This is a genomic window from Prevotella sp. LCP21S3_D2, assembly GCF_052118345.1.
In the GTDB taxonomy this organism is placed as follows: Bacteria; Bacteroidota; Bacteroidia; order Bacteroidales; family Bacteroidaceae; genus Prevotella.
Genome location: NZ_JBQKHJ010000005.1, coordinates 130,396 through 155,218 on the forward strand (window position 1 = coordinate 130,396; position 24,823 = coordinate 155,218).

The window sequence follows — 24,823 nt, forward strand, 5'->3', positions numbered from 1 at the left end:
ATTATTCATAACAATCAATTTTTCCCATGTTCATAGAGCAACCAGCCAAATGGCTTAGATGGTTATATCCAAAGGCAATCTGGAGAATGGATAAGAATGACCACTCGGTATATCTCACATTCGATGACGGTCCCATTCCAGAATCCACTCCATTCATTCTGGAAACCCTGAGAAAATACAACATCAAGGCTACCTTCTTTATGGTGGGCGAGAATGTATTGCGCAACCACGACCTCTACAACCAGATTGTGGCAGAGGGACATCAGGTGGGCAACCATACATTCAACCACATCGGTGCTTTCAAGCATCGTGTCATCTCATACGTTCTCAATACCAACAAAGCAAATGAGTTGATACATGCCCATCTTTTCCGTCCACCTCATGGATGGATGAGAGCCAGTGAATACTGGTGGCTGCATCGTACCTATAAAGTAATTATGTGGGACCTGGTTACCCGCGACTATTCTAAATGGATGACGGCAGAAGACGTGGTAAACAACGTGAAGAAGTATGCCCGCAACGGCAGCATCATCACCTTCCACGACTCATTGAAGAGCATCGACAAACTGAAGACAGCTCTTCCACAATCCATTGAATGGCTCATGGAACAGGGTTATGAATTTAAGATTTTTGAATAAACAGACATGAAAAGAATCAATAGTTATCAAGCTGTAGCTTCATTTGTAAGAGGTTTCTTCGAGGCTTATGCCCGAGGCATCATGGATGCAGCCATCGGAGGAGATGACTTCCAGAAGAAGAACGACCCGAAAGAGGTGAAGCAGATGATGCTGGAACACTATGGAGAAGTGAACCAGTATTTCTTCGACATCATGTTCTCTACCCTCGTACGACTCAACTACAAGAGCGCAGAAGAGGCTAATGAGCGCATGAAGAAGAACTTTGAGAGCATGAAGCAAGCGGATCCTACCTTCGAGCCAACCATGCTCGACTATCTGCGCATCGCCTGCAAATCCAACCAGCTTTACAAGGCGATGGAAGCTGAATACAAGCGCAACTTCACCTGGCTCCTGCAAGGTAAGTTTACAAGCATAGAGGAGCACGTACGCGATTATACGCATGGCATTCTCATCAGTCTTGCCGACGAACCGATGGCTATCCATCTGCTGGTGCGTATCATCGTGAAGGCATACGCAGCCGGACTGAAATGTGGCAGCAAGGAGGGCAGCCAGCATCAGCTCCACATGCCTACCCTGCACGGTATGCTGCTGAACAATGTGAACATCCTCTTGAACGAGGCTCCGCTGAAGGGCGATCCTGAAGATCCTGTCGCACTCTTCAAGGAGGCATGCAAGAATGAAGAAGAAAACATCAATGTACTGTTCAATACATTGAATGATGCCATGAAAGAGCTGGCAGAGGAATAAGAGAAAAGCATCATTAATGACGAGCACAGCACCAGATTCGAGAACCTTATCTATCGTGCCCTGTCAAGTGGCTTGATTACAGAATCCAAGGCTCATGAAAAGGGTTTGATAGAAGGCCGTGCACCACACTATACTATATCGCTAAAAGTTGCCAAAATGACTAAGCAGACAGGACACTATACAAAAGAAAATGGTCTTGCAGAAAATAGTATCCAAAAGTTATTGTTACAATTGGCTCATAATGCAGGAAGTACGGGATTCAAACGTTAAGACGTTTATGAGGGCCTACAACATGTTTTTCCATCAAGTTTAACTCTGGACGAGAAACTGAGAAAAATAGGACGACTTCTTGGCATTATGGCCAAAGATGGATTGATAAGCAAACCCTCTACAGGCAAGAAATGGAATATTACAGAGAAAACGCCTTTCTGACTCTATCATTTCTGAAATCAAGGCTGTAGAAGATGATATAAACATAGAGGTCACAGAAAAAGATTCTATTGTGAAGTCACGAATAGGACAAGGAATATTCAGACATAAATTGATTGAATATTGGCATGGTTGTGCCATCAGTCAATGTCCTCTGACCTGGATGCTTATGGCTTCTCATATCAAACCGTGGTGCCAAGCAGACAATAAGGAATTGTAACAAAGTGAGGTCTGCCATATTAACCTCATTTCTGATTTTACTGATGATGCGCTTGTCATGTTCTGAAAAATTCTCGGCTCTTTCTAACGCATTTGCCAAAATTCCTTCTGCCATCCTTAGTTGGTCAACGAACCATCTCATGTCATTTGATACTTTCTTCATAATTTTTTCTTTTGATTCTATTTCGCGAAGATACAAAAGAATCCGAATAATCGGATACCATTTCATCTTTCTTATATTTTTCGCGCACTTATAAACATTTTCTCAATTTTTATCAGAAAACTCTTGCAGGTATGAAAATAAAATCGTAACTTTGCTGATGCAATAGAAATATTAATAACATTGGGATTATGAAGCAGGTAGAAGAAAGATATATCAGTTTGTTGACCGATTTCGGTTTCAAGCGAATTTTCGCATCAGCTCCCAACAAAGATTTGCTGATCTGTTTTCTTAACAGCTTGTTCAACGGAAGCCAGGTTGTTAAGGACGTGAAGTATCTGAATCCGGAGCACGTGGGAGATGTATATACCGACCGCAAGGCCATCTTCGATGTATATTGCGAAGGAGAAAACGGCGAGAAGTTTATCGTGGAAATGCAGAATGCATACCAGACATACTTCAAGGACCGTGCCCTGTTCTATTCCACCTTCCCTATCCGTGAGCAGGCTCCCAAGGGTAATGAATGGGATTTCAAACTCAACCATATCTACACCATTGCCCTGCTCAACTTCAATATGAACGAGGAAGCCTTCAACAAGGAAGAAATCCGCCATCGTGTGCAGTTGTGCGATACTGCCACGCACAAGATATTCTACGATAAGCTGGAATTTATCTACGTGGAAATCGCCAAGTTCAACAAATCGCTGGACGAGTTGGAAACGCTCTACGACAAATGGCTCTATGCCCTAAAGAATCTCTATAAGCTTACTCAGCGCCCTAAAGCGTTATGCGACAAGGTCTTCGACCGCCTATTCGAAGAAGCCGAGATTGCAAAATTCACTCCGCAGGAGCAGCGGGAGTATGAAGCCAGCAAGATGGCATATCGTGATATCAAGAATTCGATTGATACCGCCAAGCGAGAAGGTAAAGAAGAGGGCCTGGCTGAAGGAATGGAGAAGGGTCTGGCTGAAGGCATGAAAAAAGGCATGGAGAAGGGCATGAACAAGCGAAGCCTTGAGATTGCCAGAAAGATGCTGGCAAATGGTATGGATGCTGCCACGGTGATGGAAATAACAGGATTGTCGGAGAGCCAGTTACAGCAGCTGAAAGGATAAAGGCAAATCTAAGACGAATTTTATCTGATACTTTACCACCGGTAAAGGTGGTAATATACCACCATGATAAGTAGTAACTAAAGTTTCGCAAGTTGATATTTATTCATTTGCGAAACTTCAGTAACATAATAATATGGAAGCAATTCTAATCAGGATATCACGGATTCAAACAACTTCTAGACTCTACTTTCGAATTGGATATGCAGCACTCCCATCCAACCAGCTTTCGCCAGCAGGAAGGCGGCGCCTTAATGGTTCTAAATCAATCTAAAAAAATGATATCATTTTTTTCCAATCTCGTCCTGTGCCTTCTTCAGATAAAGTATCTATTATTGGCTGATTATCAGTATTATACACTCTAAACGGTAGAAAAGTGGCGATGTGGATTCTGTTTAGATACGAAAAATAGAAGATTTAACGTTTTTAACCTTCTGTCACACCGAAATTACAAAAAATTTGGGTGATGTAAGGTGGTTAGTAGTCACTCCATATGCCTTTTATTGCCACAGTGGTTCGTTATCCCAACCAGAAGGAAAACCAAGGGCAGCCTTATCTACTTCTGGAAACGTAGCAAAAAGTCTGTTCATCTTATCAAGCATATCGTTATTTGGAGATATGATGTCAAGAAAGTACTTGATGATGCACATATCAAAGTACACTTTCAATGGATCTGTCGGCAAGGTAATCCAAGGACGTGACATTCTAATTGGCATGGTAGCACGAATAGAGAATACCCTATTCCATACACGTGCATGATGACAACATGAGTTTCTTGTTACAGTGATAATGGTAAGCCAAGATTCAAAAGGTGCAACTTGCAAGCCAAATGACTGTGCAATACGCTTCTTTATCTTCTTATTCTTGATGTTAGAATAAACATTGGTGATTACACCAAATGGCAATATCTCTGTCAGCATCCATGAAGGTGGGTACTGATTGGTATATGTCTCTTTGAAATGGTTGATGAAATCCTCTTTTGTATGGTTCAGTTCATCTTCTATAAGACGTATAGAGCGATTGAACTTGGACGGATTTGAGAAATTGTTGGCATCAGTCATCCAAAAAGGGTTGCCTGTCATTTCCGTTCCAAAGTTCACGATTGCACAACGCACTGCGACCTCTATCTTTTCAATTTCATTGAATAAAAGTAGGCGTAGCTTCTTGTCAAAGCGATACAACATCATAACCTTACCGAAAGATACTCCTCGCTTGAATAGATGTTGCTCCTTGGGAATGGAAAGCAATGGGTACATATAGGCAGACAAACGATAGTAACCGATGTGGGAAAGATAATGCTGAGCCTTTTCTTCATCGGTTATCTCCATACCTCTTGTTTTGAGTAGTTGTACTAACTCTTGGGGTGTGGAGTATGTTTTTATGAACGGAATTTTTGTTGCCATATACCTATAAAAACAAAAACGACCCGCACATTTGAGCATCGTTGAGAGGCTTGGCGGGTTCTCGTGCTGCAAAGATACGAATAATCATTGATAATACAAACTTTTTAGAAAGAAAAATCACACAAAAGTGGAATTCTTTGACATATTTATGTTTGATAATGTTAAATCAAACCTTGAAATCATACTTTGCCAGCCAAACAAAGTGGTTTTCAAGGTAAAAGTATTATCTTTATAACGTCTATACTCATACCGGAAGCCCCGATGGGCAGAGGTTGGGCAGATATACATATGGTAAAAGGCGTTTTTGTACGCTTTGGTTTTGATCGGGTCATAGGTCATAGGGTCAGTGTCCTACCCATTTTTCTCAGGCTACGAGCGAAACGAGGCTTTTCCGCAGGACACTGACCTGTCCGTGTGCCACGAGGCGCACAGCTATATATAAAGGGTTGGCTACCTTCCATATAAGATGTAGCCGTAACTGCCAATGAGATGAGAGAAGGTCTCTCGGTGTCGGTGTGCAGGCACTGGCATCAAACCCTCTGCAAGCTGCTGTAGTCGGAAACACTGCGGTGGTGAGCGTTGCAGAGAGGTACGTATTACTGAGCTGAACGCAAGTGAACGTTTTCGTTAAGCCAAATAGGGTCAGAGGGACAGTAGATCCATTTCTCGACTGTATTGTAGCATGGCCCTCCCTCACTTGTCTTCAAGCACCTCGCCCTATATTTCATGTATCTTCATCACGGTGCGGAGCGCAGTTAGTATGTACGAGTGTTCAAAATCAAACAAGTTGAAGCCTGCAAAACTCAAGTAAACATTATTACAATGCGAAACAGTCAACTACATTTTGGCTTATTGTTCCGGCATCTCCACATTCCACCATGCTAATAGCTGTCATCTCGGCAGATTGTGGCGAAGATGCAGACACTTGGAGGACAATAGTCTCTCCAAGGTCTGTCGTTATCTGTACGTCAAATAATTCCATATAGTTTTCTCCTTTACCAAACGATAATTAGTCTTTTAAATTTGCAAAAGGTCTTCTACCTTGATGCGACAACTTAAACTCTGCTATCATTTTTTTCTCAACATGCCTTGGTTCCTCCTCTGTTCTTTTCCAACAAACAACGAGATTTGCAGAGTCTTTTAATTGCCAAATAAATCGTCCACCCTTATGTCCTACCTTTTTCCCACTGCCAAATTTCATGTATTGAGAAAGTCTTTTCCTAAGGCTTGTAGCTTTACCTATGTATATTACCTGCTCGCCGTCAATCCAGTTTGTTTCGAGTTCTTCAATCGACACATTGGGATCTTGTTCTTTGAAGAATCCACCAGTTCCCACTTGCAAAAAAATAGGGTAAGTACCAGTTGTGTACAATAAAACATACACCCCTTTTTCATCTTCTGGTAATTTAGGATTGCGCATTAATTCCTCCACTGTTACGAAGCCCTTGAAGCCTTCGTCCTTTAACTTTTCAACAATTTCCATAATTTAATTTATTTTGTTATGAATTTCTTTTAATTGCATTCTCATATATCTCCCTGATTTCATCTCTAAGGTGTTGCGGTTCCAGCACTTCCAAAGATTTGCTGCGCGAAAGGAGTTCCATCACGAAATCATTTGTTATGCGAAGACGCAAGGAAATGCGGAATTCCTTTTCGTCATCCACAATGATGTTTTGCGAATGATGGATAGGCAACGATTTGATGAAACGACCGTCAAGAGGTGAAAAGCGAAGCACAATATCCTCAATCGGCATCCTCGGGTCATTCCATATACCATAGCAATCCTTAAACAGTTCTTCGACATCAATGTTCATACTTCTTTTGAAGGTCTCGTCGCTCAGTATTTCCAAATTGCGAATACGGTCAACGCCAAAGTTCTTCAATATTCCACCCTCATAGCCCAACAAATACCATCGCTGATTAGATTCTTTGAGATAATGAGGTTCTACTCTATGCGGAAATGTGCTATTGTCTCGTCTGTAATCTATGTATGTGAACGTCACAGGATGTGTATTCTTAATGGCGGAAATCAGGGACGGAAGCCACTCTGAATGTTGTGGACGATGGTGCTCTGCCACAACAAAAGACGACAGGTTGTTTTCGCTCCCCAATGAGTTTAGAAGGTCAAAATTCATCAACAACTCTGCCATTTTCGTATCATAATCACGACTTTGTCTGTCAATTATATAATAATTGTTGCTTCGGTCGTATGAAATATTCATACAGAACATTGACTCGATATCTTCAAGGTCGCGTTCCAATGTCCTTACACCAATCTCCTTATATCCATATATCCAATATAGGCGGTCGTTAACACGGCTCAGAAGCTCCTGTTTGGATATCCGTTGCCGTTGCTTAATGTTATTTAGGATAAGCAGCATCCTACGCATCTGTTCTACCTGCTTGCTCATATCTTTATCAATTTTGGTTGCAAAGATAATGATTCTTTGCGTCAAAAGATGTCGCTACCACAAAAAAATAAATCTAAAAGAGAAAACAATTGGTGAAATTGACATTATTTCAAGGTTTTATCATCATCATAGCCACCAACGCCCATTTCTGGCTCATCCATTCCAGGACTGGGGCAGCATGGCAGTAGTCGTAATCAAGTTTTTTCATTGCCAATCTTCTTGAAGGTTTATAATGGTGCCAAAACACGGTCTTACATCTATAAGAATGGCACAAGATATATTCTAATGATGGCGCCTATTCTCTCAAAGCTTTGCGTGGACGGTTGCAAAGCTTTGCGGGAGCGGTTGCAAAAGATCGCCACGACGGACGGCCTAATATAATGTTGAGAAACAAATAGCGGGAACCGAGCCCGAGGATTTGAGCACGGGTTCCCGTATACTATAAAAGCAATGACTGCCTATGATTTTGCTTCTACAATCTCTTTAATTATACGCCAGCTATTTAATTTCTCATCAAAACTAATAGAGTTGGAGTTTGAAGTTGAAGGCAAAGAAAGAATACTATACTTATGCTTCAATTCCTCCACAGAGAAATTTTTCTCAAACGTTTTTGTTGTATCCCCTATTCCATTCAATACAATTGTCGTTATTGTAGGATGCAACGACAAAAACTTCTCAACGTCATTGGCTACATAACCCTTAATGTTGGCATCAAGACTTCCTTCTCGATCAGCCTCTTTCATACAATCCCAGAGAGCAATATGATTGTTGATAATGAAATCTTTATCTGACATTCCGCTTTGTCTTTCAAATAAACTTTCCATTATTTTATAGAAAGAATTATATGACTTGTTTTGATAATACGCTTGAGCAGCAAGGGATTTCTCGCCTGGGAATGTTCCAAGTATCAAAACGTAGGGAGTATCACCACACCAAGCTTCTAATCCATTTTTAAGGTTATTATTTGTAAGGGTATTTGTATCCCTATTGGACGAAACGGATGGAACCTTTGCTTTACTACTATCCTTGATGATAATTTTCTTGGATTCAATAAGCCTGTAAAATTTTTCTTCAGTCATATCAGAAATACCAAAATCAGCTCTACCATAAAACCCAATACGTCTCATTTTATTTCTAATCTTCGTTTGTTCACTTTGAGGTGCGGAACATCTTTTGCGGATTAAAGCCACTATTTCATTAATCTCATTTTGTGTAAATTCATTCTTCCCTTTCATATTCGCAGTTTTTAATTACATGAGTACATAACACGCTTTATCTGTTCTTTACCAGTTGCTATTCGTTTCATTCCATCCATGCATTCTATGATAAAGGAAGTGACTTCTATAAAAGAAACCGCATTCCCAGGATAGGAATAGTACAGATTATTAACGTCCTTTCCCATATAGATATACTTTATTAATTGATATTTATTTTATAATTCTTAATTATTACTTATTCACTCCAATCAAAAGAATATGTTTTTGTATAAGGTGTGGTATTGTCATACTTTTCTTCTATTAATACAGAGACCGGCAGACGATTTGCATCCAATGACCATGAAAAAGATTTGTATGTGGTTATTTTGTAACCACCAGAAGAATAATCAATAGACTTGTTTGATTGAGGAAGATGAGATGTCGGTCTACCAAGTAAACCAGCAAAATAGGCAAATCCCATTTCATCCATATCAATACAGAGCATTTCATCAAACAGCATAACACCACCTTTGTTTTCTATCTTTTCTGTTCCGTACTCTATTGTACTGCTTGTGCTACTATCATCAAATTTTGATTCTTGTACAACTTTTGCAATATCACCTTCTTGATATGTGATCGTTGTTGTTTCGATACCTCCTTCAGACCGAACCATTTTTATTAGTTGGCCATTTGAATTATATTCAAATTTCCATTCTTCTATATCATCGTCTTCTATCTCATTAACATATTCTGCATATCCATTTTTATTAAGGGAAACATGCAAAGAAAGCATTTCATCATAGTTTTCTTCAGCAATATCAATCCTCACATCACAATCTTTATCAGCAGGTGAATAATCGAAAAAAGCCTTTCTACAACCATATTCATCACATTCTGTCACCATGCTAACACGACCATGTTCATCGTAATAAATACTATACTTTCCTACTGTTTTAGGACTTACATTAGAAAAGACGTTTGATGGTTTTCCAACGATAAATGTTTCGTCATCCCCACAAGACACCATTCCAACACAAGCTAATAATGCCAATAATATTACTATGACATTTTGTTTTTTAAATCTGTCCATAATTACAACCTTTGTTTTGTTATGAATTTCTTTTAATTGCATTCTCATATATTTCTCGGATTTCATCTCTAAGGTGTTGCGGTTCCAGCACTTCCAAAGATTTGCTGCGCGACAGGAGTTCCATCACGAAATCATTGGTTATGCGAAGACGCAAGGAAATGCGGAATTCCTTTTCGTCATCTACGATGATGTTTTGCGAATGATGAATAGGCAACGATTTGATGAAACGTCCGTCAAGAGGTGAAAAGCGAAGCACAATATCCTCAATCGGCATACTCGGGTCATTCCATATACCATAGCAATCCTTAAACAGTTCTTCGACATCAATGTTCATACTTCTTTTGAAGGTCTCGTCGCTCAGTATTTCCAAATTGCGAATACGGTCAACGCCAAAGTTCTTCAATATTCCATCCTCATAGCCCAACAGATACCATCTCTGATTAGATTCTTTGAGATAATGCGGCTCTACTCTATGCGGAAATGTGCTATTGTCTCGTCTGTAATCTATGTATGTGAACGTCACAGGATGTGTATTCTTAATGGCGGAAATCAGAGAAGGAAGCCACTCAGAATGTTGTGGACGATGGTGCTCTGCCACAACAAAAGACGACAGGTTGTTTTCGCTCCCCAATGAGTTTAGAAGGTCAAAATTCATCAACAACTCTGCCATTTTCGTATCATAATCACGACTTTGTCTGTCAATTATATAATAATTGTTGCTTCGGTCGTATGAAATATTCACACAGAACATTGACTCGATATCTTCAAGGTCGCGTTCCAATGTCCTTACACCAATCTCCTTATATCCATATATCCAATATAGGCGGTCGTTAACACGGCTCAGAAGCTCCTGTTTGGATATCCGTTGCCGTTGCTTTATGTTATTTAGGATAAGCAGCATCCTACGCATCTGTTCTACCTGTTTGCTCATATCTTTATCAATTTTGGTTGCAAAGATAATGATTCTTTGCGTCAAAAGATGTCGCAACCAAAAAAAAATGAATTTAAAAGAGAAAATAATGGTGAAATTAACATTATTTCAAGGTTTTATTTGGCGGTGGTTCAAAAACCCACATACATACCTTTGGGTTAGTGTGTTCTTCTGCCCGTTTGATTGCAAGACAATTGGATATTTGACGGTCCTTCTAACTCACCAAAAGTAATAAATCGTAAGCCATCAGTAAACCCCGTATTGTGAGATTCGTTTAGAGGGTCAGAGGGACAGGTACATTGACCCTCAACATTTCAGTCGTTAAACTTATCATTGGCAAAACCGAAGTATTTTGTGAAGAAAGACTTTAGAATCATAGGGACAGGTCCATCGCCCCTAAAGAGTGAACCAATGTACCCGTCCGTGTGCCACGAGGCGCACATCTATATATAAAGGGTTGGCTACCCTTCCATATAAAATGTAGCCGTATCTGCCAATGAGATGAGAGAAGGTCTCTCGGTGTCGGTGTGCAGGCACTGGCATCAAACCCTCTGCAAGCTGCTGCAGTCGGAAACGCTGCGGTGGTGAGCGTTGCAGAGAGGTACGTATTACTGAGCTGAACGCAAGTGAACGTTTTCGTTAAGCCAGATGAGCAATGATGAGCTTGCTCAGTCATTGCCATGGCGAGAAAAGGTGCATGAAGTGAACCATTCGATGAGGTGTCGTTAATCCTGTTTTCAAGTCATGTCAAAAGTCAGAGTCGGACAGTTCTGGCGACAAGCAATGCAATAACCTGTCTATGGCATTGTGGCATGCGGCATAGAGGTGGCAGGACAGTAATACAGGCTCGTTGGTGGAACGTGGGAAGCAGAAGTCGGAATGCCAAGGGAAATGCCGAAAGTGACGAACAAGGCAGAAACGTACCGAAGTCCGCTTCTGTGGCTGATTGCCCCGTAGTAGCGTTGAAGTGTCTGTAATGGACATGGAGCGAAGGGGGTGACACACTCAAGCAACTGGAATTATACAACTCTTAAACAAAGAGGAGGATATGATGAAAGAAGCATATGCACAAAGCATAGAGTGTGAAGAGCCGTGTGAGGGGAGACTTTCACGCACGGTTCTGTGAGAGGGTGAGGGTGAAACTCCCTCGCTCTACTCGACCTATGATCCTCGTGAACGACATAAGATGCTGCATTTTGCATCTCGAAACACCCAACATCCGTTAAAAACCACCTCCATTTCCACACTTTTCCCTCAAACCCTTGCACAATCCAAATAAATGTCTTATCTTTGCACCGTCAGTCCTCGCCAAGCCTCTTAACAATGCTCAAATCGTGCGAGGCGTTTTTTATTTATGACACATCTAATTCCTTTCAATATTAAAACCTTATTGACATAATGACATAATGACCTAATGACAAATGATTAGAGCTTTATTTACGTGGAGTTTGAAAATAAGTGCCGCACTATACGTGCGACACTTTCATTTCCTTCATACGATCGAAGAAGCTGAGGTGCTGAATCAAAATGAGTTTGACAGCTTTGACAACTATAACCTGAATCTGCTTCTTATTAGAAAATATAGCGCGAGGAGAATAAGGATGGAGGCGAAGATGCAGATGAGGTAGAGAGTGAAGAGCTTGCGCTGTGGCGCGGTCTTCACTGCTTCTTTCTCTTTTATCACCTCCACCTCTCTTACAATCGTGTCTGACCTTGCAACATAGACCGTGTCACGGAGGATGGAGAAATGCTGCTTGTTGGATTCCTGCCTGATATAGACCGTGTCGCGGATTGTTTCGACGGTGAAGTATTGCTCGACAATGACAGAGTCGAATCGGAGCTGTGACACATGGATGGAGTCCTGATAGATTGTCTCTTGCATGCGGTTCAGGATATCAGACTCGCGTGTGGCGATGTCTGATGAACGGCATGAACATAAGAGCGCGATGGATGCCAATGTGCCAAGGGCGAGCTTTTGGATGCTGCTGATAAATCTATGTCTTGTCATTTTTGATGCGGTGTTTGTAGTCGATGCCGATTACTGCTCCTGCAAAGGTCAGGATCTCGCCAAAGGCGGTGAGGACTGTCGGGTCGATGACTCCCATCGGTGGAACGAAAAAGGCGGCTGTGATGAGGAAGACACCGAAGCAGACGAGCAGAAGGGCAAGAAGAATCTGATGCTTCATTTAGATGTGAAGGTGTTAAGGCGCTTCGCTTGTTAAGGTGTGAAGGTGTTCAAGGTCTTCAGTAGTGTTAGACTTGTGCAGAGTCTTATGTAGCGTCAATGAACATCTTAACACCTTAACACCTCAGCTTATTCGTACTGTGAGCCGCCAGCTGAGTCGCCGCCACCAGTTGAGCTGCCACCGCTTCCTGGGTCTTCAGCGCCACCAGAACCACCAGGAGTCTGCGAGCTGCCGCCACCGCCAGAAGGAGCTGACGCATTGTAGCTGGCATTGATGTCAACGGTCACGAGACCAGACTCATCGATGCTGTACATGCCCTTGGCATACATCATGCCGCGAAGAGTGGAGAAGCGAATCTGACGGTCGTACATCTTCTTGACCTTCTGATAGTCTTCCGAGTTCTTCTCCTTCTCAGCCTTGATCCACGCGCTGAGCGCAGAGCTGATGGCACCGAACGAGCTGCGCTGTGCAGTGACCATTTCCGACCAGTTGGTGTTCGGGTTGCAGAGCTTCACCGAGTAGCATGCGCCGGTCTTCTTGTTGACCTTGGTGTAGATGTCGTCCTGACGGCAGGCACGACCTGAGTGAACGCCAGTGATCCAGTTACCATATACCTTTCCCATATCAATTCCTCTCATCCCACGGAGGTGTAAGGTGTGAAGGTGTTAAGTCGCTTCGCTTGTTAAGATGTTAAGGTGTTCAAGGTCTTCAGTAGTGTTAGTCTTGTGCAGAGTCTTATGTAGCGTCAATGAACATCTTCACATCTTAACACCTTCACACCTTCACATCTTCACATCTTTCCTGCTGGGCCGGGGACAAGAGGATAGGGTTTATCCCAGCAGGCTTATTACTGATCAGCTGGTGCAAGTTACTAATTACAATCAGATCAGTCTGTTTTCCCCACAAATTCCCTTCCTTTCCCTTGCGCGAGATAAGGGGCGCGAAGACATTTTGTGGGTGTCGCTAAGGGAAAGACTCGGCCGCATCTTTCACTTTCGACGGTGTAAAGATACGACATAAAAAATTGGCCTCGTCCGTATTTGTCCGTTTTTGTCCAAGATTTTGAAAAAAAAATTATTTTTCTTGATTTTAATGCTTTCAGGCACCAGAAAATATGGAAAATCGTTGCAAATTTGCTGAAAAATCATTATATTTGCATTGTAGCAAGCAGTTGTGGAGGAGTGTAGATGTGAAGTCGCTTCATTCGTGAAGAAGTAGATATCCAAGGTCATTCGCTGTGGCTCATGCGCTGTCAATGAGCACTTTAGCTTCTTACGCCCAAATATCTATTACATCCAATCACCTTGCACACCTACTTTCACCAAATTTGAGCCAAGAATCGGCAAATCGACGACTCCGCAGATGGATGATTCAAATGAATCTGGAAGGCATTCCATGCCCTCTCATAACGTTCTGTTGCTCTCATAATTTCGTTGCTTTTAAAATTATGGTGCAAAGGTAAGAACTTTTACGATAAAGGGCAAGGTATAAATGCGGAGACGCTTACAATTGGAGACCAAAAACTATGCGAAGAAATCCGGAAAGTGGGATTTTTCGACCATCAGCGCGACCATTTTTTCACTAAAAAAGAGGTTGAATTGCTCTTTGAATACATTGGAGAGCCTTGCAACTGATTGAATATCACGTTTTTAGCAAATTCCATTTGTCATTAGGTCATTATGTCATTATATCATTAAGAAAATAAAACTCTGTCAAAAAGCTCTAATATAATTATATTTAAAATCACTGCTGTCCCGTTTAGAAATCATCGGGCCTGAAAAGGCTAGGATATAGCCAATCCTCCGTCTCTTCTGTTGGAACAGCTTTGTTAAACAATTCATTTAAAGGAATCTTGTCCGTAAGGAATAGACCCACGTTCTTTGAAATAGTGTGTAGCGATTGTTCTATGTGCATCACTTTCTTTGCATAAGCTAAAAGCAAGTATGTGCATATGGCAATCCAGATTTGCAGATATATGGCATTCTCGGAAGTTCCATAAAAGGATTTGATGTGAAGGTGTTGCTTAATCCATTTAAAGTAAAGTTCCACGTTCCATCTTTCCCTATATAATTCAGATATGGTAAGCGCTTCATATTCTATGTTGTTTGTGAGAAACCTATACACCTTACTTGTTGCATAGTCCTCATAGGTTACCATTCTAAGTTCTTCAGGATACCATTTGGCAGTATGTAGTCCTGTTAATTTGATACGTTCATCAGAAATGATACCAGTACTCTTGTCAACTTCGGCTTCTGATACAACTTCAAAAAGCATGTTATCTTTTGCCCTAGTAACAAAGAATGCATTCACGACCTGTTAATTGAGCATAGCTCATTACTAGAATTTGGTCTTTACAAGAGAAGTTTCTTGCTCTGTAGTTTCCCTTATAACGGTCTACACAAGTTTTGAAATCACGTTCTGGTATAAGTGACATAATCTGAGAGAATATAGTTTTGCCTTTGTTCATCGCACACGTATTTTAAATATGCGTGCAAAGATACAAAATCAAATCGAATACACTACAAAAAGTCCGTAAACTTTTGAGTATTAATAACTTATTTGATAATCGTCTCGTTTTAACGGGACACTAGTGATTTAAAATATAATTATATTAGGGGCTAAATGACAATCCCGAATCCTTAATGACATAATGACATAATGACAACAGACCCTTGCCGTGTAGTGTTGTCCCTAAAAAAAGTTGAATGGATTTTAACTTAAACCCTATTATGGGTTGAATAATTTCTATTAACCCTAATCAAGGTTGAATCTATTCTCTTAAACCCTATAAAAGATTGAATAATGCCTTATGGTGCAGACTCAATCATTGACCATGTTGGGATATGTGGGCAGTTCGTGTGCAGATAATAGGCTTGCCAGCTCTTTTACTGTTTGGCACCAGATTTTTTTTCATTCAATATTTTCAGGGCAATACAGACACCATTTTGGGCAATTATGTTGCATGATGAAGCATTTTTTCTTCAAAATATTTGGCAATATGGAAAAAAATACCTACCTTTGTACTCGAGACAAACAGGTTAGGCAATGGGTAAAAGGTGGCGATAGCTACGTAATGGGAGGCCCCTACCTGCTGTTGGCGCTTAGGTATGAGCGTGGAAACTGACTTACTTATACGGGGAAGAACCGTACAATTACGATAAACTTACACATTAAAACAAAGAGAAAATGGCCAAAACAAAATTCGTCATAGTGGGAGGCGTCGCCGGAGGAGCCACCGCGGCAGCCCGAATGAGGAGGCTCTCCGAAGAAGCAGAGATTGTCCTTTTTGAGAAAGGGGAATACATATCGTATGCCAACTGCGGCCTACCCTATTACATAGGCGGCGTGATAGAAGAGCGCGACAAGCTCTTCGTCCAGACACCCGAGGCATTCGGCAAACGCTTCAACATCGATGTCCGCACCAACAGCGAGGTCACAGCCATCGATACAGAGCAGCGACAGGTGACGGTCAAGACCACCGACGGAAAGACCTATACAGAACGCTACGACAAGCTCCTGCTCTCACCCGGAGCCTCACCGGTTGTGCCCCCACTCCCTGGCATACAGAACGAAGGCATCTTTACGCTGAGAAACGTGAACGACACCGACCGTATCAAGTCATACCTGAGTTGCCACAAAGTACGCCGTGCAGTCATCGTGGGTGGAGGCTTCATCGGTCTTGAGATGGCCGAAAACCTCAGACACGCAGGCGCGGAAGTCGCCGTCGTCGAGATGGCCCCACAGGTGATGGGTCCCATAGACTACTCCATGGCGGCCCTCGTACACGAGCATCTGCAGGAGCAGGGAGTCAGGCTATACCTCGAACAAGCCGTAGAGAGCTTTTCGCGTCAAGGCGAAGCACTCTCCGTACACTTCAAGTCAGGCATAAAGCTTGACGCCGATATGGTCCTGCTGAGCATCGGAGTGAGAGCCGAGACACGCCTTGCCCAAGACGCACATTTGAAGTTGGGCGAGATGCGTGGCATTTGGGTAAACGAATATCTGCAGACATCAGACGAAAACATTTATGCCGTAGGTGATGCCATCGAATTCCCACACCCCATCACAGGCAAACCGTGGCTCAACTTCCTCGCAGGCCCAGCCAATCGTCAGGCACGCATCGTGGCAGACAATATGGTGCTGGGCAACAGCGTCAGATACGAAGGCTCGATAGGCACAGCCATAGCAAAAGTTTTCGACATCACGGTAGCCTCCACAGGTCTGCCAGCCAAGCGGCTCAAGCAGATGAACATACCATACCTCTCAGCCACCATACACAACGGCTCCCATGCAGGCTACTATCCCGGCAGCACCCAGATGGCTATCAAGATAACCTTCTCCCCCACAGACGGACGCCTCTACGGAGCGCAGATCGTAGGCTGCGACGGAGTGGACACACGCATCGACCAGTACGCACTCGCCATCAAGCAGGGAGCTACTGCAGAGCAACTCACCCGACTCGAACACGCCTATGCACCCCCGTTTTCGTCAGCCAAAGACCCCGTTGCCATTTCGGGCTACGTCGCCTGCAATATACTCAGCGGAAAGATGCAGCCTCTGTACTGGCGTGAGATGCGCGACGCCGACACGTCCGCAGTCACCCTCGTCGATGTGCGTACCCCCGACGAATACGCATTGGGCAGCATACCCGGTGCGATCAACATTCCTCTGGACGACATGAGGCAACGCCTTGGCGAGATACCCACAACACGCCCCGTATGGCTCTTCTGCGGAGTAGGCCTGCGCGGCTACCTCGCCTCCAACATACTCAAGGCAAACGGATATAGCCAAGTGAGCAACCTCATCGGAGGACTGCGCACATACAAGGCCGCCACCGCAAGCATAGAGACCCCCCAAGGCTTTGACGACAAAAACAAGACGCACGTCGCAAGCGAATGCCGCCCCAGCCCACAAGGCAAGGTGACAATCACGGTCGACGCCTGCGGCATACAATGCCCAGGACCCATTCTCAAGATGAAACAGGCCATGGACAGACTTAGTGCAGGTCAGACTCTGGTGGTAAAGGCCACAGACGCAGGCTTCCCACGCGATGCTGAGGCATGGTGCCGCACCACAGGCAACAAGTTCGTCAGCAGACACTCAGAGGGCGGCATACACACTGTAGAAATAGAAAAGGCGACACCATGCCCCGTAGGGACCCCACTCCCCACGACGAATGCCCAAGGCAAGACCTTTATCCTCTTCAGCGACGACCTCGACAAAGCCCTCGCCACCTTCGTCCTCGCCAACGGAGCAGCCGCCACGGGCAAGAAAGTCAGCATCTTCTTTACATTCTGGGGGCTTAACGCCATCAAGAAGACCCACAAGCCACACGTCGCCAAAGACCTCTGGGGGCGAATGTTCTCATGGATGCTCCCCTCAGACTCTACCAGCCTCTCACTCTCCAAGATGAACATGATGGGCATAGGCACCAAGATGATGCGTTTCCTCATGGCCAAGAAAGGAGTCGACTCGCTCGAATCCCTGCGTCAGCAAGCCATCGACAACGGCGTGGAATTCATAGCCTGCCAGATGTCTATGGACGTGATGGGGATAAGCCGCGACGAACTCCTCGACAACGTCAACGTAGGCGGCGTAGCAAGCTATATGGAACGAGCCGAAAACTCAAACGTCAATCTGTTCATATAAGCCACTGAGGCGAGCGCAAGATCGCTCGCCTCAGCTGCGATTAGGTCCCTATCCGAGTTCAAATCCTATGATGAAAGTTGTGTGATAACCTGCATCAGCCTTTTCAGCAAGATCAAGAGAACCACCTTGCATAATCATGATGTAGTACCCTAAAAAAGTTGAATGGATTTTAACTTAAACCCTGTTAAGGGTTGAATAATTTCTATTAACCTTAATCATGGTTGAATCTATTCTCTTAAACCCTATAAAAGATTGAATATTGCCTTATGGTGCAGACTCAATCATTGACCATGTTGGGATATGTGGGCAGTCCTTGTGCAGATAATAGGCTTGCCAGCTCTTTTACTGTTTGGCACCAGTTTTTTTTCATTCAATGTTTTTCAGGGTAATACACTTTCTTGAACGTGGCATCGTTTTTGAAAACATGTGCAGTCTTGTGAATTTTCAATCCTCTGGGAAGGGTTCGAATTCAGCAAGGGAGCAAGTAGGGAGTCCTGTTTAGCCTTCTGAGGATAATTCTCTTGATAAGAAGCATATTCAGATTATAGTTGTCATAGTTGTCAAACTCATTTCAATAAGATGATATTAGCAAGGCTCTTTTTGAATAGTTTATTCTTTGGACTATTGTATATAGTGAAAATACACATAGAAAGCTACCTCCATTGCAATCGTTATGATTGACAGAAGGGAAAGGGAGTCAACGACGTAGAACAGTTTAGCAGAAATCCATACGCCCTCGTTATTCTTTATAATGTCAGTAAGTCGTTGGATATATTTCTGCCAAATCGTTTCCTGCTGCTTGTCGTGGTCGGCAAGTTTCTGTTCCTCTAGCTCCAGCTATTGGGCATGGATTTCGTGCATCTTCTGCCAGTCAGCGTCTGAGACATTCACCGATACTTTCAACTTTGTGGGTGCATCTTCCATGACTCGGCCAATGTGCTCGCTCATTGTATCAAACTTACCACTGATGGTATCTACGGCATTACCCAGTTTCTCTTCGGATCGCTGATACTGCTGGCTAACCGACTCACACTGAATGTGGCATTTACAATGCATAGTTTCGTAGAACTATCAAAGCTCAGTAACCATAATTGCTTGCTTTTTTATCTGGTCAGTCTCCCAGGCATCGATAGATGGTTGGGGTATTAGGCTTCCCGATGCCAGAATAATCTGGCACATGGGCAAGCCCAATGCCCGAAGATTTGGAATGCAACTAACCACGTGTCGCAAATTTGTCTATACGATAAGTACAATTGTTGAACACGATTTTCTTGACCATCTCATTGAGCCTGTCGGCAATACGGTCACCATAATGCCCTCGGATTTGCTGCGGAGTGAGGTTGGTCGTGATAATGGTGAAAAGCTGCTCTTCGTAACGCTTTGTCAGCTGGTCAATGACAGGTGTATAGATGTTACCATAGTCCAATACCTCTGATGGTTCCGTGCCAAGGTCATCTATGCCAAGCATATCAACATTTATGAGTTTACGGTATGCCTCATAGTTGTTCTTGCAGAGGTACGCAATGTACTTTGCATCCACAATTCGGATTCCATACGTTCCTTCGTTGTATGGTTTGGGAATATGCAGTGTGTTCAGCAATTGTTGGAATGCTTTAAGCATTGTACTCTTGCCATTTCCACATCCACCGCACAGCAGGATGCCGAAATGGGATGATGGTGTGGTAAGCCAATGAGCCATCTCCTGAAGTTGCTTCTCCATATCTTCGTTAGAACAGAAGACACGGTGTCGATATTCCACCTCAGCCATAATTGCAGCCAACAGATAGGCATAAGCCTTATCCTCTGACATGGGTATTCTAAAACGAGCCTTCATAGGACGACGCTGTAGCATGGATTTCTTTAATTCCTCTACGTCGATTTTGAGTGTTGTTTTCATTATTCCTTTCCCTTTCTTTGATTGAAAGATTTTTTGAATCGCTTTTTATTAAATTGTCTTTGTCTTTATCTTTTATATGTGTCAAGCCATCTGTCAACTCTACTGTCAAGTCATCCGTCCAATTTGTGAGCGTATAGGTTGACGGTAGATGACGTGATTTGCCTTCGGTGAACGAGATAAATCTGCGCTTGACAAGATGCTCCCTTGCCGTGATGACCGTCTGTCTTGAAACACGGAGGTCATCACTTATCCTTGTAGTGGAACAGGCAAAGGGCATCTGCCAGAAACGCTTGTTGCATTCGTTCACAAGATAGGCAAACAAGGCAATCTCACTTGCTGGCATTGGCGACTTCATGGCAGAACGCCACATTTGATTCATCAAACCAATGTAATTCATATCTCTATCTGTTAATCATACCAGCAGGACTTGTTCGGCTTGCGCTTGTGCGAAGAGAGAATGGCATTGTTCTCTTCGTCTGCTGTCAGCGGCACGGCATTCTTGCGGTTCACCTCCAGCCACTTGTCAAGTTCGTCCTGATAGAGGACGTAACGTTTGCCTGGCTTGGTGGCTGGTATCGTCCCGTCACCGAGTTTCATGTACAGCGTCCCTAAAGGAATGCGTGTGTACTCAGCCGCTTCCTCCACAGTCATGGGCTTGTGACGGCTCTCGCGAACATGATGTTTCCGATTCTCTTCCTGCTGTTTGATAAGCAGTGTTTTCATACCCATCACCTCATTCCGAAGCTGGGCGATGACCTGTGGGAGGTCGTTGAATGTCAATTCATTTTGTTCCATAATTTTCACGGACTTTGGTTAGAGACCGGGTGCAAAGGAACTGAATGAAGCATCCGTGCTGATGGAAACTTATGGTAATTCGCAAATCACTTTATAATAACTTGAAAAGGTGTGATTATCAGATGATTATTGAATGACAACAGAGACTTTCGCCAGGTATCTTCATGATATTAGCAAGTAAGCACAAATAACCCACTGCAAAAACTGTCGTATGATTCGACTGTTTTTGCAGTGGGACTAAGAAGGCAGACGAAGTTCTATATACTGGCAGGGAAAGATAGCCAGTTTTGTTAAAGGTACCTGAATATAGGACCAGCCGCATCTGACAATATAAATCGGATGCGGCTAGTTGTTAACGATGAGAAGGAGGTGATTCTACTTTATGGATTGAGGTATATGAAACGATACTCCGTCTTTGCCAGGCAAGTCTATATGGATTTTGTCCGATGTTGATGTGACTCTTAGGTTCTTCAAGGTGGAATTATCAAGGTCCTTACAAAGGTCTGGGAACATGGTGCGGATGAAATTGATGCATAGTTCCACGCTGTATGGTTTGCTCTTGCCGAGTCCTAACCTTGAAGTGATGTTCCATATCAGATGACGCACGTCAAAACTGGTCAGTGTACCTTTTAACCCGACAAGTGGCTTCGGTTCGTATGCTGGAATGATGGCAAACGACATGATTTCAGCACAGAATGTCTCCATGTCATCCTGTTTGATAAACGGAGCCATGGTATAATGAAGATATTCCATGATCTTGTCAAGCTGCTCTTTCCTATGAGAGGCTTGATTCCTGTAAAAATCATCACAACCCTGTCTGTAAAGGTCAATCATAGAGGAAGGAGTAATGATGTCTTTCGTTTCTTCTTTCATTGCCAATAGCATTTCTGGCTCCCCAGAAACGACTTCCTCATTTGGTAACTTTGATCCGGGTTGTTCTTCTGCGACAATTAATTTCTCATCCATCGCTTTGTTGGCTAATATGGATTCATAGATTTTCATTGGCACACATAGGAAGCACCATACCATAAACTCCAATAACACAGTAAAGCCTGCGAAGGAAATGTAGAAGATGCTCACATCTTGTGAGAATATACCGCTGATTATTCGTGCCGGTATGATAGCGATGAACAACACCGCTATGCTTACCAGCAAATATAGCATGGCCTTGAAGTTTATTGTAGGGAATACCGGTTCACCATTTATAACTGATGTCTCTTTCATTGTTTTTACCTTTTACTATCGTAATTACTCTTGTTTGTAGCCTGCGATTGGCTCTTTCGGTGTGCAAAGTTACTTTGGTTGTTTCTGACAGCTGATGATTGTCAAAATAATCTGCTTCTTTTTAATTTTAGTTGGCTATCGAGTATGATTTTACGGCGTTTTTCATACTATAAGGATTGTAAGTCAAGAATAAACGAAAAGGTACGAAACAAAAAAAAGGAGAAGCAAAGCCTCTCCCCAATGATGATACATATATTGAACAGATATAGGTAGTTATTGCCCAACGACCTTTAGTTGCGCTGTCTTCGCTAGTCTAAGAGTGATACGGTTTACCGACTCGCGTTTGCTCTCGTCCGCCATATTCGCATAGATTTGCGTGGTTGAGACGTTCTTATGACCCAACATGTGCTGGACAGTATAGACGCTCGTACCAGCATCCACTTGTAGAGAACCGAATGTATGGCGGCTACAATGGAACGAAATCTTCTTGGTGATGCCAGCGGCTTTCAGCCAGTTCTTCAAGGGTGTCTGGGTAAGTTTGTCAGTGAAACCTGTGAAGACAATGCCAGTTCCACGCTCACCAATCAGTTCCAGCGCCTCGTCACTGATGGGGTTGTTCACCAGTTCCTTTGTCTTCTGCATACGGAGTGTCACGTACATGCCTCCGTCACCGTATGGTTGTATGTTCTCCCATATTAGCTGCTTGATGTCACTCTTTCTCAGTCCCGTCAGACAGGCAAAGAGGAAGGCAGTCTTCAACACACGATATTCGCAAGGTGTGTTTGCCAGCCTTATAAGTTCATCCTTGGATAAATGTTCTTTCTCTGTTGGAATAGTATCAATGCGTTCCAGAAAGCCATTGGGATTCTCCATAATCTTGTGTTCCCTATAGGCGGTATGGAGTACAGCGCGGAAGGTTGACCAATAACCGGCCACACTATTTATGTGCAGTTTGTGCTCTTTGTGGATAGTTTGTGGGGCATTCAAAAGATACTCGCGGAACTTGTTGCACAAGTCAACGGTGATTTCATCGAAACGGCACTTGTTGTTGCAGAATCGGGCAAAGTGCTTATAGACGTGCTGCCACTTGCAGTTCTTCTTGTCTGCTTTCTGCTTGAAGTAGGCAAGAAAATCACCCTTCATCTTCTCCTTGTCAAAGAAATCATATCTTTCATTTACTATAGATTCATAGCGACGACAGCGAAGGGCTTCCGCTTTCTCACGCATACGTTCGTTGTAGTCCTTTTCTCGTTGGTTCTTCGGCTTGGCATAGATGTAGATGCCGAGCGATTCATGACGCATGACCTTCATCGTACTCTCATCCCTATAGCCGGGATAGTAGTCGAGATAGAAGGATAGCTGTTCACCGCCTTTGATTTTGCGTGTGCGGAGTGTCACGGTCTTGCAGATGTTACTCATAATAATACTTTTAGGATTTTTACTTTTTACTGAATGCTGATGGCTGTTGCCGGCAATTCGGGTACAAAGTAACCGAATGGTGCACCCGTGATGATGAAAACTTATCGTAACTTGTGAATAATTGAGGAATAACTGGATTTTGCTCAAAATCGTGGATGTAACTTCTGTTTTCCATCGTCATTGAACCCGATAGGAACCAAATTGAGCCAGCCTCTCGGCCATTACCTTTTCAAGTTCCTCTTTGACGATGAGGTTTTGGACACCGACTTTTATCTTGGTTATTTTCTCTTTCTTGATGATAACGCAGATATTGCTCTTGGTCATACCGTATTTCTCGGCTGCATCTGCTGTGGTGCAATAGGCATCGCTTGCTTTCAAGTCAGGACGGAAGATGTCATCAAGATGTTTCTTTGAATAATAGGTCTTGCCATATTCTCGTTTGGTGGGAATATGGCGACGGTATGCTTGGGTGCGCAATGATTCCTTGGTTGTGGAGTAGAGAGTTTCCGCCTCCTCGGTCGTGATCCACTCTGTTAGGGCTTCTATCTCGGCAGTAACTCCGAAAAGTTCATCCATGTGTTTACGGCTATAATAGTTCTTCCCCGCGCTCTTGCACATGGGTATGTCGTTTCTCTTGGCTGATGTGTATAGCCATGACTCCCTTACCTTGTAGGTAGCCATGACATCCTCACCAGAGATGTATTCGAGCGGTTCGGAAAACCTCATACCTATTTTGGGTATGTGCTTGTTGTCTTTCTTTGATGAAAGGGAAGATGATGGAGTGGATGACCTTTTGCCTACTTTGTTTTGAGAAGACCCAGGTAACACTCTATGGTAGGGATTGCCAGCCAGCATCTGTTCGATGTCTGCCTTGCGGATGAATACCATTCTACTGCTGATGCGAGATGCTGCGAGTTTTCCTTCGTTAACCAATTTGTAAACGTACTGGCGCGTACATCCCATGAGGATGGCAGCCTTTGAAAAAATGAGATACTCCTGGCTTGCGATGTCTATGACAGGCTCTACTGCTTTGATAAAGTCCTGCTGTTTCTTCTTGAGCTGAGCCTTTGCCGACTCGGCACAATGTTCTGAGCAATACTTCTGCGAACCGCTGTTGCAAGTGAACTCCTTGCCGCAGAAAGCACATTTTCTTGTCTTTCTCATTCGATTCCAAATTATGTGGTTTTACATTCTTTTCGTATAAACCACCGCGCAGTAAACTCATGTAAACCGATGACAACCCTTGTCAACTCTTTCCACGATATTTCTTTTTTCAAACGAGACCATTTCCTTTCTTCTTTCCCTTTAGTATTCGAG

At 43.2% G+C, this 24,823-nt stretch carries 24 protein-coding genes; 5 read left to right on the forward strand and 19 right to left on the reverse strand.

Features of this window, described 5'->3' with window-relative positions; genetic code table 11:
• The first annotated feature begins 26 nt into the window (after positions 1-26).
• From ACTQ16_RS05630 to ACTQ16_RS05640, 3 genes are all read left to right on the forward strand, one after another.
• A complete protein-coding gene (locus tag ACTQ16_RS05630) occupies positions 27-638 on the forward strand; it encodes a polysaccharide deacetylase family protein (RefSeq protein WP_153122407.1) in 612 nt (203 codons plus the stop codon).
• A 6-nt stretch (positions 639-644) separates the two neighbouring features.
• Complete coding sequence (locus tag ACTQ16_RS05635) at positions 645-1,385, forward strand: hypothetical protein (protein WP_295403726.1); 741 nt, start codon at positions 645-647, stop codon at positions 1,383-1,385.
• 105 nt (positions 1,386-1,490) lie between these two features.
• Positions 1,491-1,655 (forward strand): hypothetical protein, encoded by a 165-nt coding sequence (locus ACTQ16_RS05640; protein WP_441936548.1) that lies wholly within the window; start codon positions 1,491-1,493, stop codon positions 1,653-1,655.
• Positions 1,656-1,893: 238 nt separating this feature from the next.
• On the opposite strand, the gene ACTQ16_RS05645 is transcribed toward ACTQ16_RS05640, so the two are convergent.
• Positions 1,894-2,196: a hypothetical protein gene (locus ACTQ16_RS05645; RefSeq protein ID WP_441936549.1), complete on the reverse strand. Its 303-nt coding sequence runs from the start codon at positions 2,194-2,196 to the stop codon at positions 1,894-1,896.
• 188 nt (positions 2,197-2,384) lie between these two features.
• Between ACTQ16_RS05645 and ACTQ16_RS05650 the strand changes: the two genes are divergently transcribed.
• The gene (locus ACTQ16_RS05650; RefSeq protein ID WP_441936551.1) at positions 2,385-3,308 is read left to right on the forward strand and encodes an Rpn family recombination-promoting nuclease/putative transposase; all 924 of its coding nucleotides are present in this window, start codon (positions 2,385-2,387) and stop codon (positions 3,306-3,308) included.
• A gap of 497 nt (positions 3,309-3,805) precedes the next feature.
• On the opposite strand, the gene ACTQ16_RS05655 is transcribed toward ACTQ16_RS05650, so the two are convergent.
• The 11 genes from ACTQ16_RS05655 to ACTQ16_RS05705 form a co-directional block, all read right to left on the reverse strand.
• A complete protein-coding gene (locus ACTQ16_RS05655; RefSeq protein WP_006849536.1) occupies positions 3,806-4,708 on the reverse strand; it encodes an Abi family protein in 903 nt (300 codons plus the stop codon).
• A 1,009-nt stretch (positions 4,709-5,717) separates the two neighbouring features.
• Positions 5,718-6,191 (reverse strand): hypothetical protein, encoded by a 474-nt coding sequence (locus ACTQ16_RS05660; protein ID WP_441936553.1) that lies wholly within the window; start codon positions 6,189-6,191, stop codon positions 5,718-5,720.
• Between the two features lie 16 nt (positions 6,192-6,207).
• Positions 6,208-7,119, reverse strand: coding sequence for a helix-turn-helix transcriptional regulator (locus ACTQ16_RS05665; protein WP_441936554.1), 912 nt, complete (start codon positions 7,117-7,119; stop codon positions 6,208-6,210).
• 458 nt (positions 7,120-7,577) lie between these two features.
• Positions 7,578-8,354 (reverse strand): DNA-deoxyinosine glycosylase, encoded by a 777-nt coding sequence (locus ACTQ16_RS05670; protein WP_441936555.1) that lies wholly within the window; start codon positions 8,352-8,354, stop codon positions 7,578-7,580.
• Between the two features lie 217 nt (positions 8,355-8,571).
• Positions 8,572-9,447 carry a DUF4595 domain-containing protein gene (locus tag ACTQ16_RS05675; protein ID WP_441936557.1) on the reverse strand — a complete coding sequence of 292 codons (876 nt, stop codon included), beginning with the start codon at positions 9,445-9,447 and terminating at the stop codon, positions 8,572-8,574.
• Entirely contained in the window at positions 9,425-10,336 is a 912-nt protein-coding gene (locus ACTQ16_RS05680; protein ID WP_441936559.1) for a helix-turn-helix transcriptional regulator, read from the reverse strand. The genes ACTQ16_RS05675 and ACTQ16_RS05680 overlap by 23 nt, the downstream gene beginning before the upstream one ends.
• Before the next feature lie 1,549 nt (positions 10,337-11,885).
• Positions 11,886-12,344 (reverse strand): hypothetical protein, encoded by a 459-nt coding sequence (locus tag ACTQ16_RS05685; RefSeq protein ID WP_441936561.1) that lies wholly within the window; start codon positions 12,342-12,344, stop codon positions 11,886-11,888.
• Entirely contained in the window at positions 12,331-12,522 is a 192-nt protein-coding gene (locus tag ACTQ16_RS05690) for a hypothetical protein (protein WP_235305744.1), read from the reverse strand. Before ACTQ16_RS05690 ends, ACTQ16_RS05685 begins: the two co-directional genes overlap by 14 nt.
• Before the next feature lie 128 nt (positions 12,523-12,650).
• Positions 12,651-13,145, reverse strand: coding sequence for a hypothetical protein (locus ACTQ16_RS05695; protein ID WP_441936562.1), 495 nt, complete (start codon positions 13,143-13,145; stop codon positions 12,651-12,653).
• Between the two features lie 1,135 nt (positions 13,146-14,280).
• Positions 14,281-14,832, reverse strand: coding sequence for an IS4 family transposase (locus ACTQ16_RS05700; RefSeq protein ID WP_441936564.1), 552 nt, complete (start codon positions 14,830-14,832; stop codon positions 14,281-14,283).
• Positions 14,810-14,989 carry a DUF4372 domain-containing protein gene (locus ACTQ16_RS05705; protein WP_218483822.1) on the reverse strand — a complete coding sequence of 60 codons (180 nt, stop codon included), beginning with the start codon at positions 14,987-14,989 and terminating at the stop codon, positions 14,810-14,812. Before ACTQ16_RS05705 ends, ACTQ16_RS05700 begins: the two co-directional genes overlap by 23 nt.
• A 719-nt stretch (positions 14,990-15,708) precedes the next feature.
• On the opposite strand from ACTQ16_RS05705, the gene ACTQ16_RS05710 reads away from it, so the two are divergent.
• The gene (locus ACTQ16_RS05710; protein ID WP_441936566.1) at positions 15,709-18,171 is read left to right on the forward strand and encodes an FAD-dependent oxidoreductase; all 2,463 of its coding nucleotides are present in this window, start codon (positions 15,709-15,711) and stop codon (positions 18,169-18,171) included.
• A gap of 837 nt (positions 18,172-19,008) precedes the next feature.
• On the opposite strand, the gene ACTQ16_RS05715 is transcribed toward ACTQ16_RS05710, so the two are convergent.
• The 7 genes from ACTQ16_RS05715 to ACTQ16_RS05745 all read right to left on the reverse strand — a co-directional run bounded on the left by ACTQ16_RS05715 (position 19,009) and on the right by ACTQ16_RS05745 (position 24,670).
• On the reverse strand, positions 19,009-19,227 hold the full coding sequence (locus ACTQ16_RS05715; protein ID WP_441936568.1) for a hypothetical protein: 219 nt from the start codon (positions 19,225-19,227) through the stop codon (positions 19,009-19,011).
• A 157-nt stretch (positions 19,228-19,384) separates the two neighbouring features.
• Positions 19,385-20,068, reverse strand: a complete 684-nt coding sequence (locus ACTQ16_RS05720) for a hypothetical protein (RefSeq protein WP_441936570.1) — start codon at positions 20,066-20,068, stop codon at positions 19,385-19,387.
• A complete protein-coding gene (locus ACTQ16_RS05725; protein ID WP_441936572.1) occupies positions 19,989-20,465 on the reverse strand; it encodes a hypothetical protein in 477 nt (158 codons plus the stop codon). The genes ACTQ16_RS05720 and ACTQ16_RS05725 overlap by 80 nt, the downstream gene beginning before the upstream one ends.
• A gap of 11 nt (positions 20,466-20,476) precedes the next feature.
• Positions 20,477-20,863, reverse strand: a complete 387-nt coding sequence (locus tag ACTQ16_RS05730) for a helix-turn-helix domain-containing protein (RefSeq protein ID WP_441936573.1) — start codon at positions 20,861-20,863, stop codon at positions 20,477-20,479.
• A gap of 375 nt (positions 20,864-21,238) precedes the next feature.
• A complete protein-coding gene (locus tag ACTQ16_RS05735) occupies positions 21,239-22,027 on the reverse strand; it encodes a hypothetical protein (RefSeq protein WP_441936575.1) in 789 nt (262 codons plus the stop codon).
• Between the two features lie 333 nt (positions 22,028-22,360).
• Positions 22,361-23,506 carry a site-specific integrase gene (locus ACTQ16_RS05740; RefSeq protein ID WP_441936576.1) on the reverse strand — a complete coding sequence of 382 codons (1,146 nt, stop codon included), beginning with the start codon at positions 23,504-23,506 and terminating at the stop codon, positions 22,361-22,363.
• Between the two features lie 177 nt (positions 23,507-23,683).
• Entirely contained in the window at positions 23,684-24,670 is a 987-nt protein-coding gene (locus ACTQ16_RS05745; RefSeq protein WP_441936578.1) for a helix-turn-helix domain-containing protein, read from the reverse strand.
• Positions 24,671-24,823: the final 153 nt, after the last annotated feature.